Source organism: Hymenobacter aerophilus DSM 13606, assembly GCF_000382225.1.
Classification (GTDB): domain Bacteria; phylum Bacteroidota; class Bacteroidia; order Cytophagales; family Hymenobacteraceae; genus Hymenobacter; species Hymenobacter aerophilus.
Map to the genome: position 1 here is coordinate 54702 of NZ_KB907813.1, position 18496 is coordinate 73197.

Annotated in this window: 12 protein-coding genes; 4 read left to right on the forward strand and 8 right to left on the reverse strand. The window is 62.4% G+C overall.

Annotation, left to right across the window (positions count from 1 at the left end; all coding sequences use genetic code 11):
- Positions 1 to 138: 138 nt before the first annotated feature.
- Together porU2 and H145_RS0111715 are read right to left on the reverse strand one after the other, a co-directional pair.
- A complete protein-coding gene (gene porU2, locus H145_RS0111710; protein WP_019948341.1) occupies positions 139 to 4671 on the reverse strand; it encodes a putative type IX secretion system sortase PorU2 in 4533 nt (1510 codons plus the stop codon).
- A 159-nt stretch (positions 4672 to 4830) separates the two neighbouring features.
- Positions 4831 to 5928, reverse strand: a complete 1098-nt coding sequence (locus H145_RS0111715; RefSeq protein WP_019948342.1) for a putative type IX sorting system protein PorV2 — start codon at positions 5926 to 5928, stop codon at positions 4831 to 4833.
- A gap of 275 nt (positions 5929 to 6203) precedes the next feature.
- On the opposite strand from H145_RS0111715, the gene H145_RS0111720 reads away from it, so the two are divergent.
- Positions 6204 to 6551: a PadR family transcriptional regulator gene (locus H145_RS0111720; protein WP_019948343.1), complete on the forward strand. Its 348-nt coding sequence runs from the start codon at positions 6204 to 6206 to the stop codon at positions 6549 to 6551.
- Positions 6552 to 6610: 59 nt separating this feature from the next.
- Positions 6611 to 9262 (forward strand): PspC domain-containing protein, encoded by a 2652-nt coding sequence (locus H145_RS0111725; RefSeq protein ID WP_019948344.1) that lies wholly within the window; start codon positions 6611 to 6613, stop codon positions 9260 to 9262.
- Between the two features lie 391 nt (positions 9263 to 9653).
- On the opposite strand, the gene H145_RS0111730 is transcribed toward H145_RS0111725, so the two are convergent.
- The 6 genes from H145_RS0111730 to mce form a co-directional block, all read right to left on the reverse strand.
- On the reverse strand, positions 9654 to 10697 hold the full coding sequence (locus H145_RS0111730; protein WP_019948345.1) for a DUF4249 family protein: 1044 nt from the start codon (positions 10695 to 10697) through the stop codon (positions 9654 to 9656).
- A 131-nt stretch (positions 10698 to 10828) separates the two neighbouring features.
- Positions 10829 to 13240: a TonB-dependent receptor gene (locus H145_RS0111735; protein WP_019948346.1), complete on the reverse strand. Its 2412-nt coding sequence runs from the start codon at positions 13238 to 13240 to the stop codon at positions 10829 to 10831.
- Positions 13241 to 13532: 292 nt separating this feature from the next.
- Complete coding sequence (locus tag H145_RS0111740; RefSeq protein ID WP_026351456.1) at positions 13533 to 14951, reverse strand: CCA tRNA nucleotidyltransferase; 1419 nt, start codon at positions 14949 to 14951, stop codon at positions 13533 to 13535.
- 142 nt (positions 14952 to 15093) lie between these two features.
- The gene (locus tag H145_RS21045; RefSeq protein ID WP_019948348.1) at positions 15094 to 15360 is read right to left on the reverse strand and encodes a hypothetical protein; all 267 of its coding nucleotides are present in this window, start codon (positions 15358 to 15360) and stop codon (positions 15094 to 15096) included.
- Between the two features lie 96 nt (positions 15361 to 15456).
- Positions 15457 to 16038, reverse strand: a complete 582-nt coding sequence (locus H145_RS0111750; protein WP_019948349.1) for an L-threonylcarbamoyladenylate synthase — start codon at positions 16036 to 16038, stop codon at positions 15457 to 15459.
- A gap of 150 nt (positions 16039 to 16188) precedes the next feature.
- On the reverse strand, positions 16189 to 16593 hold the full coding sequence (gene mce, locus H145_RS0111755) for a methylmalonyl-CoA epimerase (protein ID WP_019948350.1): 405 nt from the start codon (positions 16591 to 16593) through the stop codon (positions 16189 to 16191).
- A 157-nt stretch (positions 16594 to 16750) separates the two neighbouring features.
- Between mce and H145_RS0111760 the strand changes: the two genes are divergently transcribed.
- Together H145_RS0111760 and iscU are read left to right on the forward strand one after the other, a co-directional pair.
- A complete protein-coding gene (locus H145_RS0111760) occupies positions 16751 to 17965 on the forward strand; it encodes an IscS subfamily cysteine desulfurase (protein WP_019948351.1) in 1215 nt (404 codons plus the stop codon).
- A 110-nt stretch (positions 17966 to 18075) separates the two neighbouring features.
- Positions 18076 to 18492, forward strand: a complete 417-nt coding sequence (gene iscU, locus H145_RS0111765) for a Fe-S cluster assembly scaffold IscU (RefSeq protein WP_019948352.1) — start codon at positions 18076 to 18078, stop codon at positions 18490 to 18492.
- The last annotated feature ends 4 nt before the right edge of the window (positions 18493 to 18496 follow it).

Genomic DNA, 18496 nt, shown 5'->3' on the forward strand with positions numbered 1-18496 from the left:
GTGCTTCTGCGGTGATTTGGTGAAGGAAGTGCTGTCATCCTGAGCGCAGCGAAGGACCTATACAGAGGCTAATCAACCGATATAGCTTCTGTATAGGTCCTTCGCTGCGCTCAGGATGACAGCACTTCCTTCACCAAATCACCGCAGAAGCACCAGCTTGCCCCAGTCCTTTTTGAAGGCCTTGTCGGCGGTGGTGGCGCGGTGATTGAACTCGCCGGTGGGGTCGTCGAGCACCACGCGGTAGAGGTAAGTGCCGTTGGCCAGCCGGTCGCCGTAGGTATCGGTGCCGTCCCAGTACTGCTCGGTGATGTTGTTACCGATGCGTAGCGGGCCCATTTCCTCCATCATGATTTCCTTGACTACCCGGCCCGTCAGGCTCACAATCTGGATTTTCATGTTGCGCGGCGGCGTGGCCCCGGTCAGGGTGAAAACGAAGCGGGTTTTGCTGGTTACCGGATTCGGATACGGGAAAACGTTGGTGATACCGGCACTGGAAACTACCTCGAACGTGATGCGGTAGGGCTCGGTGCCGGCCAGGTTGCCCGAGCCGTCGCGGCCCTGCACTTCCAGCGTGTACACGCCATCGGCCAGCGGCTGGGCCTTGCCGGGCTGGTACTCCAGCCGCGCTGTGCCCTTGGCTGAGTCGGCCACGAACGTAACGCCGGCCGCATTCAAGTCAACCGACTGGCCGGTGCCCCCCGGACGGGTGAGAACCAGCAGGAAGTTGTTGCGGTCCTGAATCGGGCGCAGCTTGTCCAAATCGCGCAGCTGCACGCTGATAACGGGCCTTGAAGACACGATTTCACCATTAAGCAGGTGCCGGCCATCAAAGGCCACATCGAGCACCGGCGGCGTATCGTTGTTGATTGCCTCGAAGGGCGGCAGCTCCAGCTCATTGTTGAAGTAGTTCTGCTCGGGCTGGCGGCGCGGGTTGAGCACCACCTGCCCCGAAAGCGTACCGTAGAGGCTGCGGGCATCGAGGGTTACGTTGTACGTCTGCTGGGTGTGGGCCAGCAGCGCCGGCCCCTGTAGCGCGTAGTATCGTTCGCGTGGGGCGCCGGCCGTGCCCGAACGCAGCACGATGTAGCCCACCAGCGGCGCGCTAAAGTCGAAATCCGAAACGTTCTGGAAAGCCACTGGCACCGTAACCGAACCGGTTTTCTGGATTTGGTCCGTGAGCTGGGCGGCCGTAAGTGGAGTAACGCTGGGGCGCACCACGCCTTCGGGTACGCCCTGGTAGGTTACCAGCCACTGCTCCAGCTGCGGAGTCTGGCCCGAGGAGCCGTCGGTTGTAAGCGTGGCCTGCAGCTGCAGGTAGCGGTAGAGCTTGGCCGACACGGTGTTCAGCGCCAGTTCGCGGCTCGTAACGTTGGGGTTAAGCACGGTGGTGTTGCCCAGGCTGTCGATGCCCAGCAGCTTGAGCGTGTAGTCCGTTCCTGATGGGGTGCGGATGGTGTGGTAAAGCGTTTCCCACTGCCGGGCCGGGCCGATGCGCGTGGAGGTAATAGTCGCCTGTCGGGTGTCGGCATTGAAGCTCCACTGGCCGCCGGGCACGGCCACCTCCACGCCGTTACGCTCGTCGCGGCGGAACTGGCCGGGGTGGCTCTGCGACCAACCGCCCTGCGTGCGGCCCTTGATTACGCGGAACGAGCTAACGGCCCAGTCGGGGCTTTCGTCGCCCTGCGGCGTGTGCAGGCGCACCCGCCAGTACCACACCACGCTGTCGGGCTGGCCGGCCAGGGTAGGCAGTTCGGGCGTCCACTCGGGCACCATCACGGCCGTCAGTCGCGCCTGACGCAGCGGATTAGCAAAGGTCTGAGTCGTGTCCAGCTCCAGGTCGTACTCGCGGCTGATGGTGGTGGGTACATTGCTTTGCGCCACCAGCCGCACCTCGTTGGAACCCACAATAGCGAATTCGGGCGGGCTGAGCGTAGTTACGCCGCCCGTCAGGAAGGTGTAAGTGAGCGTGGCGCGGTTGTTCGTTTCGTCGAGTTCGGGAATGACATTTTCGGGGTCGATATCTACCTGGAACGTATTCTGACCGGCCACACTGCCAATGGCCGGGTTGGTCAGGGCCAGCGTGTACGTGGTATCCTGGCGGGCCTGGGGCACCACAAAATCGAAGGTGCTGATTTTGCTGCCCACCGAGCGCGTTACCCGAATCGGTAGCGGGCCGCGGGTGTACTTGGCGGGGTTGCTCACGCCCAGGCGCAACTCAAACGGCGCGTTGGGCGTGGCCGGCACCACCGATGGCGCGAGCTGCAGGCGGTTGTCGGCCGTCTGGAAATCGGGCCGCTCGGGCGAGAACAGCCGCAGCGCCGGGTCGCCCTGCCAGATGGTGCTCATGATGGAAGGCACGGCAAACTGGTTGTAGCCCCCGGCCAGCAGCTTGGACTGCAGGCGCCGGAACGCCTCGGCCTGCACCTCTACCACCGGCCGGCCGTACCATTGTGGGTCGGTGAGCAGCAGCGTGTAGGTTAGCTTATCTACCTGATCGATGTTGGCGGCAATATCGAGCGACGAGTTGCTCATGAAGCCGATGCAGCCCTTATCGGCCACCAGCATCCAGTCTTCGCCTGTCGAACCTCCGCCGGTAAAGGCATTGCCGGCCACGCAGCCACTAAAGAACATCACCGGGTAACGCCCTTTGTTGGCGTAGCCGCTTGCCGGGGCCAGAATATTGGTCGGGTTCAGATCGATATAGCGCAAGCCCCCGTGGCCGAAATAGCTGATAAGGGATACGCCCTCGTTTACCTGCGGCGTAATATCGACGGTGATGGGCTCGTAGCCCAGCCGGCCAATCCGGTCGAGGAAACGGACGATGCGCGCGCCGAAGAAGGGCTTCTGCATAATGCGGCCGTACTCTTCCACGTAACCCTTAAACTCTTCCGGCTCGCCCTCATCTTCGCCACCCGACATCAGCAGCACGTTGCGCCGCCAGGGCTCCAGGCCCAGGGCTTCGTGCTCGCGTAGCTTGCCCAGGTAATTCATTATCTGGGTGGGGTTGTTGGCCGCCACCCGGCCGGTGGCCATGCGGCTTACGTAGTCGCCTTTCTGCCAATCAGCCGTAAAGAAGGCATCGGAGGCGCCCCGCGAGCTGGTGGGCACATAGTCGGGCGTGCCCCGATACTGGGCGGGTGAAGCCTGCCGATGATAGCGGCCGTTGATAGCGGTGCCCGTTTCGTAGCCCTTGCCCAGTAGCAGCAGGTAGCGCTGCTTGGAGCCGCCAGTAGCCAGCATCCACTGCGCAAACTGCCGGATTGCCAGCGCCGATTTCTCGCCGTAGTGAAATTGGTCGTAGAGTTGTTCGGTGCTAACGGTCAGCGTATCATACTTGCCCCCCTCGGCCGAAGCCCGGTACGACGAATAGCTGCGCACGGCATTAGCAGTGGCGCCATCGGCCGTGGGCTGCATTAGTCCTTGGGCGCTTACCACCAGAAAGTTGGCCGTAGTTGGCAGTGAGCGGAAAAGCACCCGCTGGGCCGGCAGCGGTGGTACAAAGGCACGGGCTACGTCGTGCAGGCGCAGGGCGTGCGAGTTGCTGCTGGTGCCCGGAAATACGAACAGGCTGGCGCTGCCCACCGTTTGGGGCAGCACCCGCACTACGTTAGCCGGATCGGCTACATCGTAGCCCACGACGCTTGCGGGCAGGTTTTCGAACTGGTAAGCAGCCGGACCGGCAGCAGTGGAGTCGGACAGAAACGCAACGCCCGCCTTGCCCGCCACCCAGCGACGGGCCTGCGGATACGTCACCCGCAGATAGCCAACGCGCACAAAGTTGTCTTTGTCGTAATTGGGCACCTGCGGGGCTGTCACTTTCACCCGTAGTTTGCCGTCGGCCCCGATATCGGAGGCTTGCAGCGCCGTGCGAAAAGTGTAGCTACCAAAGTCGGTAACGGGGAATGAGCCCAGCTCCCGGGGGCTGGAGCCCGATAGAAGCGTCACGAAAACCGTGCGGGTAATGGCCCTCACGCCGGTTACCACCATTTCCAGCGTAGGTACCCCGGCTATATCAGTCAGCGAGTCTACGGTGAAGGTGTTGTACGAGGCGCCTATTTCTCTGGTGCCGCGGAAGCCGATGGGACGCGAGAAAAATCCCTCGCCCGACTCCATCCAGGGCTGGTATACATTCCGGTCTTCGCTGATGCTAGACCACTCGTTAACGACCAGCTGGATGCGCTGGGTAAGCCAGTTGGGGTGCAGCGTGGTGGCCGCAGCCTGAGGCTGGGCCATGCGCTTGCCCTGGGCCGTGGGCGACAAGGTGAGGAAATAGGCCGCCGTATCGGTGTAGAGGCTATAGAGGCGGTGCACCTGGTCGGCCGGGTCTTTGTACATGCCCCGGTCGAGCTGACCGTCGTTGCGCTGGCCGAAGAACTCGACGAACGAGTTGGCATCGAGCGTGGTTGGGTTACCGCCGACGTGGATGGCTACCTCCTTGCCCCGCCGCCACAGCTGCAGCTGAGCCGGGTTGCCGCTGTTGAGGCCGGCGCGTTGCAGATAGGCGTAATCGAGCCGGTACAGGCCGTCGCGGGCCACCTTAATTTTATAGTACGGCTGGCCGGGGGTGAGCCACTCGTTGCCGTAGGGGCCCGACTGCGCCTGTGCGGCGGCCAGCCCCAACAGGCTCAGCAGCAGCACCAGCCACGCGGTTTTCAGGTAGTGGTGTTTCATGTTTTTTAAGCTGGTAGCTTTTAGCTGATAGCGGTTAGCTTTCGTTCCAAAAAAGGGTCAGGAACATTGAGCTGACCGGCTCATAACTGTACTGTTCCGACTGAAAACTATTATCCGTCAGCACGAAATGCTAACCGCAAATAGCTCTCAGCTAACAGCTCACTTAAGGCCGTAGCCCAGCGAGACGATGATGGAGGTGGGCTGCGAGCGTTGGCCCAGCTTTTCCACGGCCAAGCGGGTCAGGGCCATATCGAGGCGCAGGCCGTTGAGGGCCAGGCCCAGGCCCAGACTGGGCTGCACTTTCCAGGTTTCGGAGCCCGTGAACGACTGCACCTGCTGGGCGTTGCCCACGCCGCCGCGCAGAAATACCAGGTTCTTGTAGCCCAGCTCCAGGCCGGCGCGCGGGTCGAGGTTGACGGCTTTGCTCGATACCAGCGTGTTGCGCTGGCCGTCGGTGCTCAGCTCCATATCGAGGGCGGCCAGGGCCGTGAACTCGCCGGGCAGCTCGAAGCGGCGGGCGCCCCCCAACACGAAGAGCGGCAGCGTGATTTCGGTGCTGTTTTCCGGAATCTTGTCCAGCGCGTTGGCCGAGCCCTCGAACTGGTCGCGGTGAATGGTCCAGGCGTTGTAGGTGGTGGTGATGTCGCGGGCCATCAGGCCCAGCTGCCAGCCGTTGCGGCGGTACTGCACGCCGGCATCAATACCGAAGCCCACGGCATCGGCAAACGAGCCGATGTTGCGGTAGATGACTTTGGCGTTGGCGCCCACCTGCAGGCCCTCGATGCTCCCGATCTGGCGGGCGTAGGAGAGCAGCAGCGCGTAGTCGGCCACCGAGAAGTAGCGGATGTTGTTGTAGTCGATGTAGCCGTACTCGTTTACCAGGTTGCGGGTGTCGGCAATGTCGTCTACGCCCAGCCGGATCAGGCTCACGCCCAGGGCGCTTTTCTCGTCGAGCTTCATGCCGAAGCCGGCGTAGTCGTTTTTCACGATGCCCGAAAACAGCTCGGAGTGCATCAGCACGCCGTCGTACTTGTTTTTCTGGCTTACCAAACCGGCCGGGTTCCAGTAGCCGGCGGTGGCATCATTGGCCAAACTGACCTGCACTTTGCCCATGCCCAGGGCCCGGCCGCCCACGCCCACGTTCAGAAATTCGTTGCTGTATTTGGGCGTTTTGGTCTGGGCCAGCGCCGGCGCCAGGGCCAGCAAACTCAGGCCCGCGCCCAGCAGCAGGGCCTTGGAAGCGAAGAAGTGGGGCATAGAAAGTAGCGTCAAGCAGAAACCCGATAGAGGAGGAAAAACACCGTGCGGCAGCAACGCAAGATACTTGCTAATAGTGCATCGCGGATTGCCTTTCCCGATAAACACCTAAAAACGGCAGCTCAAAGATACGACCCCGCGCCTTAGCCGCAGGCCCCCAAAGAGGCGACCAACCGGAAAAAACAGGCAACCAAAAATATATTTCAACAGTACCTTGTTTTACATAGTACCTTTTGCTACCTTGACTCATTCATCCACCCAATCTGCCTTCACTTATGAAAGTCGAGAACACCCAAGTGCAGATGCGGAAGGGCATTCTGGAGTTCTGCATCCTCGAAATCATTGCCCGCGGCGAAGTGTACGCCTCCGATATGCTCGACGAGCTGACGGCGGCGCGCATGCTGGTCGTGGAAGGGACGCTCTACCCGTTGCTCACGCGCCTCAAGAATGCGGGCCTGCTGGACTACACCTGGAAAGAATCCATGAGTGGCCCGCCCCGCAAATACTACACGCTCACGGAGGTTGGGCAGGAGTTTCTGCACCAGCTGCGCCTGACCTGGGAAGAAGTCCAGGAGTCGGTGCGCATCATCCGCCAGAAACCCGGCGCCGCCCCGGCGCTCTGAGCGCCGCCCGCTTCTCTCCCTCCCTTTCCTATTGTTGACTTGTTGCAGCAACCACGATCATGAAAAAGAACATCAGCATCAACCTGCAAGGCATGATCTTCCACATCGAGGAAGACGGTTACGAGGTGCTCAGCCGCTACCTGGCCGAGGTGAAAGCCCACTTCAGCGGCTACCGCGGGCACGAGGAAATTGTGGCCGACATCGAAAGCCGCATTGCCGAGCTGTTCGCCGCCCGCCTCTCCCCGCTCAAGCAGGTCATCACCCTGGAAGATGTGGAGGCCATGACCGCCAAAATGGGCCGCGTGAGCGACTTTCAGCCCGCCGATGAGGCCGACGACGACGAGCAGCTGCTGGCCGCGGCCGTCGCCAACGGCTCGGCCCAGGGCACCTACACCGGCAACGCCGGCAGCGGCTCGGGCAGCGGCGCCTCCGCCACCGACGTGCCCCCCACTACCGACGAAACCGACGGAAGCCCCAAGCGCCTGTACCGCGACATGGCCAACCGCAAAGTGGCGGGCGTAGCCGCCGGTATTGCCCGCTACTTCGCCGTCAATCCGCTCTGGATCCGGCTGGCTTTCCTGGCCCTGGCGCTTGTCAAGCCCATTACGCGGCGGGTGTTTGATTTCGACGACCAGTTCTACCGCTTCGAGGGGTTCAGCCTGGGCGGGCTGGCAGTACTGGTGTACGTGGTGCTCTGGATTGCGCTGCCCAAGCGCTACGACGCCACCCCGGCCGACGAAGATCCGGCGTTCAAGAAGCTCTACCGCGACACCGACAACGGCAAAGTGGGCGGCGTATCGGCCGGTCTGGCCGCCTACTTCCGGGTCGATGTGGTGCTGATCCGGATTCTGTTCCTGGTGGGCTTGTTTGCCGGTGGCTTCGCCTTCCCGCTCTACCTGGCCCTCTGGATTCTGCTGCCCGAGGCCAAAACGGCCTCCGACCGGCTCCGCATGCGCGGCGCGGCCGTTACGCTCTCGGCCCTCGACTCCAACCTGCGCGACAACCCCTACGCCGCCGGCTCCGACACTGGCACGCCTAATAACCGGCCCGTGGGCACGTTTCTCGAAGATTCGTTCAGCAACATCCGGCCGGTGCTCAACGGGCTGGGCGGCATCATCCGGGCCGTGGTGGGCGGCATCCTCATCCTGACGGGTTTCAGCCTGCTGCTGCCCATTATCCTGGGGCTGGGCGTGGGCCTGGGGCTGACTTCGGCGCCCAACTGGGGCGACTTTGGCCCGCTGCAGCCCTTCCTGCTCTTCAATGATGTGTCGGTCTGGGCCGTGCTGTCGTTCTTTCTGCTGATTGGCATTCCGGCTCTGGCCCTGCTGCTTACCGGTTTGAGTTTGCTACTGCGCCGCCCCATTATGTCGCGGGCCGGCAACCTCACGCTGCTGGGCCTCTGGCTGCTGGGCATCGTGGGCAGTTCGGCGGCGGCCCTCAAAGTCGGCCGCGAGTTCAAGCGCGAGGCAGAGGTAACGCAAACCGTGGCCCTGAACGGCCTGAGCAGCCCCCGGCTGCTGCTGGAGCGCCGCCGCCTCGACAACGACCAGTGGGTGAACCTCGACCTGATTGGCATCGACAGTGCCCAGGCCCCACGCCTGGAGCGCATCATCTCGGCCAAAGGCTCCTCCGATTCGGTGGCCCGCCGCACCGCCGCCACCTCCACCACCCATAACCTGCGCATCCTCAACGACTCGACCCTGAGCGTGGACGACCACTTCACCTTCCAGCCCAGCGCCCGCCTGCGCGACCAGCAGATGCGCCTGCGCCTGCTTATGCCCCGCAGCCGCACCTTCCGCATGAGCGAGGACTTTGCCAGCTGGCTGGACTCGGATGACTACGTGGCCGGCCGCGAGCCTTACAAGCCCGAGAACTTCGTGTACCGCATGCAGGGCAACCGCCTGCAGTGCCTCAACTGCACCGATGCCGACCTGCGCGGCGGCAGCACCGACGACACCGACAACGAGGAAAGCGCCGACTACAACGAGGGCCGCGCCGATGCTAACATCAACCTCGATTTTGGCTCAGTTGACAGATTCGACACCTCCGAGAACGGCTACGGCGCGGGCCGCCGCAACTACTCCGAGTCGGGCTTCGAGCACGTGTCGGTGGTGGGCCCCTACCGGGTGGTGGTGCGCCCCAGCCGCCGCTACTCCATCCGGGCCGCCGGCTCCGACGATGCCCTGCGCCAGCTGCTGGTGGAGCGCGATGGCAACGGGCTGGTTATCAAGCCCCGCAACCGCAGCATGTTCCGGCTGGGCGACTTTTCTTCCGACAAAGCCCGGGTGCTGGTTACCATCGAGCTGCCCGAGCTCAACCACCTGCAGCTGGTGGGCGGGGCTCGTGCCCAGGTGAGCGGCTTCGGCACCGGCGATTTGAGCGTGGAGCAGGCCGGCGGCTCGCAGCTGGTCCTCGACGGCCAGTTCAACGAGCTGAGCATGGACCTGGCCGGCGCCTGCCGGGCAGCCCTGCGGGGTTCGGCCACCGAGCTGAAAATTGACGGCGCCGGCGCCTGCCAGGTAACCGGAGCAAGCTTCACGGCCCGCAACGCCGACATTGATGTGGTAGGGGCCAGCAAAGTTCGGGTACACGTTACCGGCGAACTGAAGGCTGATGCCACCGGAGCCAGCGTTATCGAATACAGCGGCTCGCCCACCGATGTGCGCCGCAGTGCCGTGGGCGCCTCCAGCGTGCGGGCCGTCAGCGAGTAGGCCTGGAACTAGGTCGGCAGGCGTCATTTTCGGCCTGCACGGGCCCTATAAGGCACTTGCCGACACCCCGAGCGTTTTCCTGTAACCCGCTGGCCTCCCAATCGTTCTATACCTGACAGATGAACTTTGCGGCCGGCAGACAACTATTGGCCCGGTTTTTACATCCATAGGCATACCACGCCCCCGCGGCGTACCAGATAAGGGTCCGTATGTGAGTGAAAAAGATGCGACCCCAAGAAAGCCCCGGCCTGCTACCCTGCTGCAACAGGAGGGTCGGGGCTTTCTTTTTTTCGCCTCGGCTCGGGCTTGAGGCCCCAACGCATCAGCGGCCGGCCCCCTACCAGGGAGCCGGCCGCTGCTGCGTTGGGCTGTTTTGCTTCAGAAATGACGGCTAGAACAGCTTAACGCGGTACGTGGCATCGGTGGCGCCGCCGAACAGGCCGTAGCCGCCCGACAGGTTGGAGTGCAGCGGGGCCGGCTCGGCGAAGGGGTTGCCGTCGGTGTCAAAATAGCGCAGCGCCGACTGGTAGAACCGGTACGTGTCGGGCGTAATGCTGCTGACGGTGACTTCGATGTAGCCCGGCTCGGGGTTGCCGCCCCCGTTGGGGTCGTAGCCGCCCCCGGAGTACAGGCGCACATCGGTACTGAAGCTTAGGCGCTGCCCGTTGCTGCCGGCATCGGCGAAGGGGTACTGGTTGTAGTAGCTGCTGGGTTCGGAGAGCTGGAAACGGCTCAGGTTGATGTCGGGCCCGTCGATGGTGTTGCCCCCCGAGTTGTAGTCGCGCACGACGCTGCCCCAGTAGTTGCCCTGCTTGTCGAGCACCCGGGCGTAGGCCAGGTAGTAGTCGGTGGTGGCGGGGTTGTCGGCCACGGCAATCGTGAGGCGGCCGCTGAGATTGAAGTAGTTGTTGGCGGGGATATTGGGGTCGCGGGGCTTGGCCACGTAGGCGGCCGACTCGATGGTGGGCACGGTGGGCAGTGCAAGGCTGGCTTCGAGCGGGGCCACGCCGGGGGCTGAGGCCCGCAACGTGTAGCGCTGGCCGGGCACACCCACGAAGCCCTTGGTGGCCACGTAGTTGCCATAAACACTATCGCGGGGCGTGGGACCGTACTCGTAGCCGCGCTGGGCCTTCGAGCGAAACTGCTCCACCAGCCGGCCGCTTTCATCGAAGAGCTGCACCGTGGCGTCGCCGCGGCCGGTGGGGTCTTTGGTTTCCAGCACGCCCTGGCTGCTGCTCACAAACAGGGCCCGCAGCTCCGCCAGCCCCTGGCGCTCGACGGAAGCCGGGTCGGCAGGCGTGTTGCTGAGCGTGTAGCTCAGCGCCAGCCGGGGCGTGTGCGGGGGAGTGTCCACGTCCACCACCGTCTCGCAGCCGCCCAGCGCCAGCAGGCCCAGCCCTACACTTACTCCACAAATCAAACGCAACGTATCCATAACTCAAAAGTCAAATTCAATAGAAAAACAGCCCCGCTCACAGCCCGGAAAGCAGCGAAATCACAGAATACCAGCGTCAGTCAGCCAGCCAGAAATCAGCGAAATCACGGTTAATCAGCGTAAATCAGTGGTTAAAATTTAAACGCTTTGCTGAACGAGGGGATAATCGGGAACAGGGAAATCTGGCGGTAAGTGGGCTTTTCCCTGACCACGCCGTCCGAATCGGTGTAGCCGCGCTGGTAGTAGAGGTAGTAGGGGTTGCGGCGGCTGTACACGTTGTAGATGCTGAAGCTGTTGACGACTTCGCCCCACTTCTTCTTCTTGGTTTTGCTCAGGTCCAGGTCGAAGCGGTGGTAGGCTTTCATCCGGAACGAATTCCGCTCGCCATAGTCCTCGTAGTCCTGGTTGGGGCCGAGCAGAAACCGGCCCTGCGAGAGCGTGGTGGCGTTGCCGGTGCCGTACACCCAGGTGCCCGAGAGCGTGAAGGTGGGGCTGAAATGGTGCGACACCACCAGCGACACGTCGTGGCGCCGGTCGTACTTGTAAGGGAAAATGCGGCCCTGGTTGAGGTCGGGGAAGCGGCGCTGGCTCCAGGCCAGCGAGTAGCCCAGCCAGCCGGTGGTGCGGCCGGTTTTCTTCTGCAGAAACAGCTCGCCGCCGTAAGCCCAGCCCTTGCCGCTGGTCACCTTGTCTTCCCACTGGCTGTCCACGGTGCCCAGAAAGCTGGCGCCCTCGCGGTACTCAATCAGGTTGCGCATGGGCTTGTAGTAGCTCTCGAAGCTCAGCTCGTAGTCCTCGTCTTTGAAGCGCAGGGTGCGGGCCGCGCCCAGGCTGAACTGCTGGGCCTGCTGGGGCTTGATGACGGGCGTGGAGGGCACCCACAAATCGGTGGGCAGGCCGATGCCGCTGTTCACGAGCAGGTGCACAAACTGCGCCGTGCGGGCGTAGGAGGCCTTCAGGGCCCACTGCTCGGTCAGCAGTAAGCGGGCGGACAGCCGGGGCTCGATGCTGGGGTAGAACGTGCCGCGCACCGCAAACCCGTTCAGGCGCAGGCCGCCGTTCACTTTCAGCCGCTCGCTCAGGCGGTAGTCGTCTTCGGCGTAGAGGCCTATTTCGCTGGCCAGCGTCTGGGTGCCGAGCTTCTGCTGGCTGTTGCCGTCTATCGACTGGTCTTTCTGCTGCAGGGCGCCGGGCCGGAACGAGTGCAGGATGTACTGCCCGCCGAAGCGGATGTAATGGTCGGGCGAGGGCGCATAGTCGAAATCGGTTTTCAGGCTCAGGTCGCGGATGTTGGAGAAGTAGCGCAATGAGTATTTATCGGTGCGCGGCTGCCCGTTGCCGCCGTAGCGCTGCTCGTTTTCCTGGCCTATCTCGAACTGGTACTTGCTGTAGCTGACGTGGGTGTTCATGAACAGCTTGTCGTTCACCACGCGGTTCCAGCGCAGGCCGGTGGTCAGGTTGCCCCAGCCCAGGCTGGCCTCCTCGCGGCTGTAGTCGCCGGCCGCTTTGTCCTTGTCGCGCAGGCGGGCGTAGAACTTGTCGTAGCCGGTGTAGCCACTCAGATACAGCCGGTCGCGGCCGCTGAGCTTCCAGTTGAGCTTGGCGTTGAGGTCGTGGAAGAAGTAGCCAATCGAGCCCTTGCCGCCTTCAGCCGATAACTGTGACTTGATAAACGGCTGGGCCAGGATGTCGAGGTAGGTGCGGCGGGCCGAAATCAGGAACGAGGCAGTGTCTTTCTTAATCGGGCCTTCGAGCGTGAGCTTGGCGGCCACGATGCCCACGGCGCCCTCGCCGTGGAATTTCTGCATGTTGCCCTCCTTCATCGAAATATCGAGCACCGACGAAAGCCGACCACCGTAGCGGGCCGGGAAGCCGCCCTTGATCAGCTCCACGTTGTTGAGCGCGTCGGCATTGAACACCGAGAAAAAGCCGAACAGGTGCGAGGCGTTGTACACGGGCGTGCCGTCGAGCAGAATCAGGTTCTGGTCGGGCGAGCCGCCGCGCACGTACAGGCCGGTCTGGCCCTCGCCGCCGCTCTGCACGCCGGGCAGCAGTTGGAGCACCTTCAGCACGTCGGTTTCGCCGAACAGCTTGGGGAGGCTCTTGATTTGGGCAATGGGCACGTTGATGGTGCTCATGCGGGTGCTGCGCTCAATGCGCTCCTCGCCGCCCCGGTTGCCCACCACCTCCACCCCACCCAACTCGTTGCTGATGGCCCGGAGCCGAAAGTTGTGGCTGGCACTGGCGCCCGTGGCCGCCGTGGCCCAGCGGCTCTGCCCGTAGCCCAGGTAGCTGGCCAGCAGCCGCACCGAGTCGGTGGGGGCGGCCGGAGCGGGCAGCGTAAGCGAGTAGAAGCCGTAGGTGTTGGTGGCGGTGCCATCGCCGGTGGCGGGGTTCACCACGGCCACGCCAATCAGGTTTTCGCCGGTGGCCGCGTCGCGCACGTAGCCGCTGAGGGTGATTTTGCCCGACTGGGCCCGGGCGGCCCCGGTGGCCGCCAGCACCGCGCCGGCCAGCAGCCACGGGCGAATTACAGAATGCATAGAAGTTGGGATATAGCAGAGGAATTTAAGGAATCGTATCGGTCAGCGGCGCTCGGTCGGCGCAGCCAAATTGCCAGGCCAACGAGTTCCGAGCGCCGAAAAAGGTTGTATGAGAATCAGGCGAAAAGGAACAATTTTTCAGCCACGCTCGTTAACGCACCCGCCTTTTTGATGAAATATTTTCAATAAACTGATAATCAGGGGCAATTATTGTCAATAGCTAAAAACGCCACCGGGGCTGCGCACTAACTGTTGCGCGGCCCCGGTGGCATTTTTCTGAAACTCCTGCTACCTACTTCCCTACCGGCGTCAGCCCTTGCGCGGCGCCCAACTCCAGCAGCAGCGCAAAAGCCTCGTCGTGCTCATTGCGCACCCGGCCTTCCAGGATGGCTTCGAGCAGGGCTTCCTTCAGCTCGCCCACGGCGCGGCTGGGTTTCAGGCCGAAGGTTTCCATGATAATTTCGCCAGTGATGACGGGTTTGAAGTTGCGCAGGCTGTCTTTTTCCTCCACTTCTTTCAGCTTCTGCTCTACCACATCGAAGTTGCGCAGGTAGCGGGCCACGCGATTGTGGTCTTTGCTCGTGATGTCGGCCCGGCACAGCAGCATCAGCCGGTCGATATCGTCGCCGGCCTCGAACAGCAGGCGGCGCACGGCCGAGTCGGTTACCACTTCCTTCACCAGCGCAATGGGCCGCAGGTGCAGGCGCACGAGCTTCTGCACCTGGCGCATCTCCTCGCCCAGCGGCAGCTTGAAATCGGTGAAAATGCCCGGCACCCAGCGCGCACCCTTGTCTTCGTGGCCATGAAACGTCCAGCCCACGCGCTTGTCGTAGCGCTTGGTAGCGGGCTTGGCAATGTCGTGCAGCACGGCGGCCCAGCGCAGCCACAGGTCGCCGCCGGCCGCCGCCACGTTGTCGAGCACCTGCAGCGTGTGGTAGAAGTTGTCTTTGTGCGCGTGCTGGCCTACTTTCTCTACGCCCTGCAGCCCGGCCATTTTGGGAAAGATGAGCGCCAGCAGCCCGCTGCTGAACAGCAGCTTGAAGCCGTAGCTGGGCTTGGGCACCAGCAGCATCTTGTTGATTTCGGTGGTAACCCGCTCCTGCGACACAATCTTGATCCGCTCCTTGTTGCGGGCCAGCGCGTCAAACGTGTCAGGCTCAATATCGAAATCGAGCTGGGCCGCGAACCGGATGGCGCGCAGCATCCGCAGCGGGTCGTCGGAAAAGGTGATGTCGGGGTCGAGGGGCGTGCGGATGAGCCGGCGGGCCAAATCGCCCATGCCGTCGTAACGGTCCACCAGCGCCCCGAAGTCGGCCTCGTTCAAGCTCAGACCCAGCGCATTGATGGTGAAGTCGCGGCGGGCCAGGTCTTCTTCGAGCGTGCCGGCTTCCACTTCGGGCTTGCGGCTCTCGGCGCGGTAGCTTTCGCGGCGGGCGCCCACAAACTCCACCTCAATGTCGGGCGTGGGCAGCATGGCCGTGCCGAAGTTTTTGAACACCGTTACGCGCGGGCGGCCGGGCAGGCGGCGGCCCACTTCCTGAGCCAGCGCAATGCCGTCGCCCACGCACACCACGTCCACGTCCTTGCTGGGGCGGCCCAGGGCCAGGTCGCGCACGTAGCCGCCGATTACGTAGGCCGGCGCGCCCAGTTCGGCGGCGGCGGCGGCAATGGTCTGGAACAGGGGCAGGTCGGGGAGTTGCGGCGTGTGCATGGCGCAAAGGTAGCAAGGCCCGTAGTAGGTCCGGATTCGGAAAACGGTTTGCCGGCCGCGGCGAAGGCGGGCGGCGCACAAAAAAAGCGCCTCCAGGAAATCCCGGAGGCGCTTTTTAGGGCCGTTGCCGGCCAATCAGTAATTACTGAGCTGGAACTTCCTCCACCAGCTTGTCGGCGGGTACGTTCTTTACTACGGCCGTGTCGCCGTTCTCCGGAGCCATATCGGCGGCAGCCTGGTCGGCGGTATTTTCGATGGCGTTGCCGGCGGCATCAACGTTGTTGGCGGCGTCGTTGGCAGCGCTATCAGCGGTAGCCTCGGCGTTGTCCTGGGTTTTCTCCGAGCACGAAGCCAGGGCGAAAGGAGCGAAAGCGGCCAGAACGAGCAGGGATTTGAACGAGAATTTCATAGTCAGAAGGTAAAGTGGTGATGAAACGATTTGGGCTTCATACCGCATACCAGCCAAACGTAACCCGCTGTCGAGCTTGTTTTTTTTTCGGGCCGGCTACTCCCGCACCGTTTCCAGCGTGCCGTCGGGCCGCACCCGCACCACCCGCGACGGCGCGGCGCGGGTGGCGTCGTCCTGCCGCCAGTTCACCACGTAATCCACCTTCCGAACCAGCTCGGGCGCTATTTCGCTGAACAGCGCCGGCGTAGGCTGCCCACTCACGTTGGCCGAAGTGGACACCAGCCCGTGGCCCAACCGCCGCAACACCAGCCGGCAGAACTCATCATCGAGCGCCACGCGCAGGCCGATGGTACCGTCGGGAGCCAGCAGGTTGGGCGCCAGGTGGCGGCTGCCGGGTACTATATAGGTGGTGGGCCGGGTTTGCGCGGCCAGCAGCTCGGGCAGGTTGGCGGGCACCACGGCAGCATAGCGGGCAAACATGGCCTCGTCGGCCACCAGCACAATGCAGGCCTTTTCGGCGGGCCGGTTTTTGAGTTTGTACACCTGTTCCACGGCCCGGGGCAGCTCGGCGTCGCAGCCCAGGCCCCACACCGTGTCGGTCGGGTACAGAATTACCTGTTGCAGCAGCAGCGCGTCCACGGCCGCATCGGCTTCGGAACGCAGGAATTTAGGCGTCATGGTGTGGCAGTTGATGGGAATTGAGTGAAGATACTGTCATCCTGAGCGGAGCGAAGGACCTATACAGAAGCCAATATCAAAAGCTACCTTCTATATAGGTCCTTCGCTGCGCGTACGTCAGATGAAGGATGACAGACGGGTTTTAGCTCCTTACTCTACCGACTGGCACAACTCGACCAGCACGCCGGCGGCCGATTTAGGGTGTACGAAGCAGACCAGCTTGTTATCGGCCCCGCGCTTGGGCTCCTCGTTGAGCAGCGTGAAGCCCTCAGCCCGCAGCCGCACCATTTCGGCCCGGATGTCGGCTACCTCGAAGGCTACGTGGTGAATGCCTTCGGGCTTTTTGGCCAGGAACTTCGTGATGGCGCTGTCGGGCGAGGTGCCGGCTAGCAGCTCGATTTTGGAGCCACCAACCTGGAAGAAAACTGTGTCGACCGCCTCGGAAGCCACGTGTTCGCGCTTGTAGGGGGGCTGGCCCAGCAGGGTGGTATAGAGGGCCGTAGCCGCTTCGAGGTCGTTGACGGCCAGGCCGAGGTGCTCAAGGTTGGTAAACATGCGGAGGGAATGGCAGGCAGCCGCGGCCGGATAGCGCGGCTTCTTTGGATTTGTTCTACTTTTGCAGCTACGAATGTAGGGCGAAACTAAACCTGTTTGCCGGGTTTTGTGTTCTACCCACGAATGATTCTCCGCTGACAAACCAGAACTCCGGGCTATGCTCAAATTACCTATTTACCTCGACAACAACGCCACCACGCCCCTCGACCCGCGGGTTCTGGAGGCCATGATGCCGTACCTGACCGAGGTATTCGGCAACGCGGCTTCGCGCAACCACCCCTTCGGCTGGGCCGCCGAGGAAGCCGTTGACTACGCCCGCGACCAGATTGCCGGCCTCATCAACTGCGACCCCAAGGAGATTATCTTCACCTCGGGCGCTACCGAGTCGGATAACCTGGCCATCAAGGGCATCTTCGAGATGTACTCGCAGAAGGGCAACCACATCATCACCACCACCACCGAGCACAAGGCGGTGCTGGATACCTGCAAGCACATCGAGAAAATCGGCGGCAAGGTGACTTACCTGCCGGTGAATTCGGAAGGCCTCATCAGCTTGGAGGAATTGGAGGCGGCCATGACGCCCCAGACGATTCTGGTGACCATCATGTACGGCAACAACGAGACAGGCACCATCCAGCCCATCCGCGAAATTGCCGCCATTGCCCACAAGCACGGCGCCCTGTTCATGACCGATGGCACCCAGGCCGTAGGCAAGATTCCGGTAGATGTGCAGGCCGATGGCATCGACCTGATGGCTTTCACGGCCCACAAAATGTACGGCCCCAAGGGCGTGGGTGCCATGTACGTGCGCCGCAAAAACCCCCGGGTAAAGGTTACGGCCCAGATGGACGGTGGTGGCCATGAGCGCGGCATGCGTTCGGGCACACTGAACGTACCCGGCATTGTGGGCCTGGGCAAAGCCTGCGAGCTGGCCAAGCAGGAAATGACGGCCGATGCCGAGCGCCTGAGCACCATGCGCGACCGGCTCGAAAAGGAGCTGCTGACGCTGGAGGAAAGCTACGTGAATGGCTCGGTAGAGCATCGCCTGCCACACGTGGCTAACATCTCCTTCAAGTACGTGGAAGGCGAAGGCCTGATGATGGGCGTGAAGGATCTGGCGGTATCGTCGGGCTCGGCCTGTACCTCAGCTTCGCTGGAGCCCTCGTACGTGCTCAAGGCCTTGGGCCTGAGCGACGATCTGGCTCACAGCTCGCTACGCTTCGGTCTGAGCCGCTTCACAACCGATGAGCAAATCGATTACGCCATCAACCACGTAAAAGAGGCTGTAACGAAGCTCCGCGAAATGTCGCCCCTGTGGGAGATGTTCAAGGAAGGCATCGACCTCGACAAAATTGAGTGGGCAGAACACTAGTGTTAATTATGGATTAAGAATTTTGAATGTTGAATTGGCCGTTTGAGCCATTTGCACGATTCAGAGCTTAATTCATAATCTAAAATTCAAAATTCTTAATTGACAAAGCCATGGCTTACTCCGATAAAGTAATCGACCATTACAGCAACCCCCGCAACGTGGGCACGCTGGACAAAAGCAAGAAAAGCGTGGGCACGGGCCTGGTAGGCGCCCCCGAGTGCGGCGACGTAATGCGCCTGCAGATCGAGGTAGACGAAACCACCAACACCATCACCGACGCCAAATTTAAAACCTTCGGCTGCGGCTCGGCCATTGCCTCGTCGTCGCTGGCTACTGAGTGGTTGAAAGGCAAAACCGTGGACGAGGCCTTGGCCATCGACAACATGGAGATTGTGGAGGAGTTGGCTCTGCCGCCCGTTAAAATCCACTGCTCGGTGCTGGCCGAAGACGCCATCAAGTCGGCTATCAACGACTACCGCGTGAAAAACGGGATGCCCGAGCTGGAAATGGCCAAGTCGCACCACTAGCCGT

Bases quoted from the DNA above. Each gene is read 5' to 3' on its own strand.
- mce (WP_019948350.1), bottom strand. From the start codon at position 16,593: ATGTTTACCAACCTTGAGCACCTCGGCCTGGCCGTCAACGACCTCGAA.
- porU2 (WP_019948341.1), bottom strand. From the start codon at position 4,671: ATGAAACACCACTACCTGAAAACCGCGTGGCTGGTGCTGCTGCTGAGC.
- H145_RS0111720 (WP_019948343.1), top strand. From the start codon at position 6,204: ATGAAAGTCGAGAACACCCAAGTGCAGATGCGGAAGGGCATTCTGGAG.
- H145_RS0111725 (WP_019948344.1), top strand. From the start codon at position 6,611: ATGAAAAAGAACATCAGCATCAACCTGCAAGGCATGATCTTCCACATC.
- H145_RS0111750 (WP_019948349.1), bottom strand. From the start codon at position 16,038: ATGACGCCTAAATTCCTGCGTTCCGAAGCCGATGCGGCCGTGGACGCG.
- H145_RS21045 (WP_019948348.1), bottom strand. From the start codon at position 15,360: ATGAAATTCTCGTTCAAATCCCTGCTCGTTCTGGCCGCTTTCGCTCCT.
- H145_RS0111715 (WP_019948342.1), bottom strand. From the start codon at position 5,928: ATGCCCCACTTCTTCGCTTCCAAGGCCCTGCTGCTGGGCGCGGGCCTG.
- H145_RS0111760 (WP_019948351.1), top strand. From the start codon at position 16,751: ATGCTCAAATTACCTATTTACCTCGACAACAACGCCACCACGCCCCTC.
- iscU (WP_019948352.1), top strand. From the start codon at position 18,076: ATGGCTTACTCCGATAAAGTAATCGACCATTACAGCAACCCCCGCAAC.
- H145_RS0111740 (WP_026351456.1), bottom strand. From the start codon at position 14,951: ATGCACACGCCGCAACTCCCCGACCTGCCCCTGTTCCAGACCATTGCC.
- H145_RS0111735 (WP_019948346.1), bottom strand. From the start codon at position 13,240: ATGCATTCTGTAATTCGCCCGTGGCTGCTGGCCGGCGCGGTGCTGGCG.
- H145_RS0111730 (WP_019948345.1), bottom strand. From the start codon at position 10,697: ATGGATACGTTGCGTTTGATTTGTGGAGTAAGTGTAGGGCTGGGCCTG.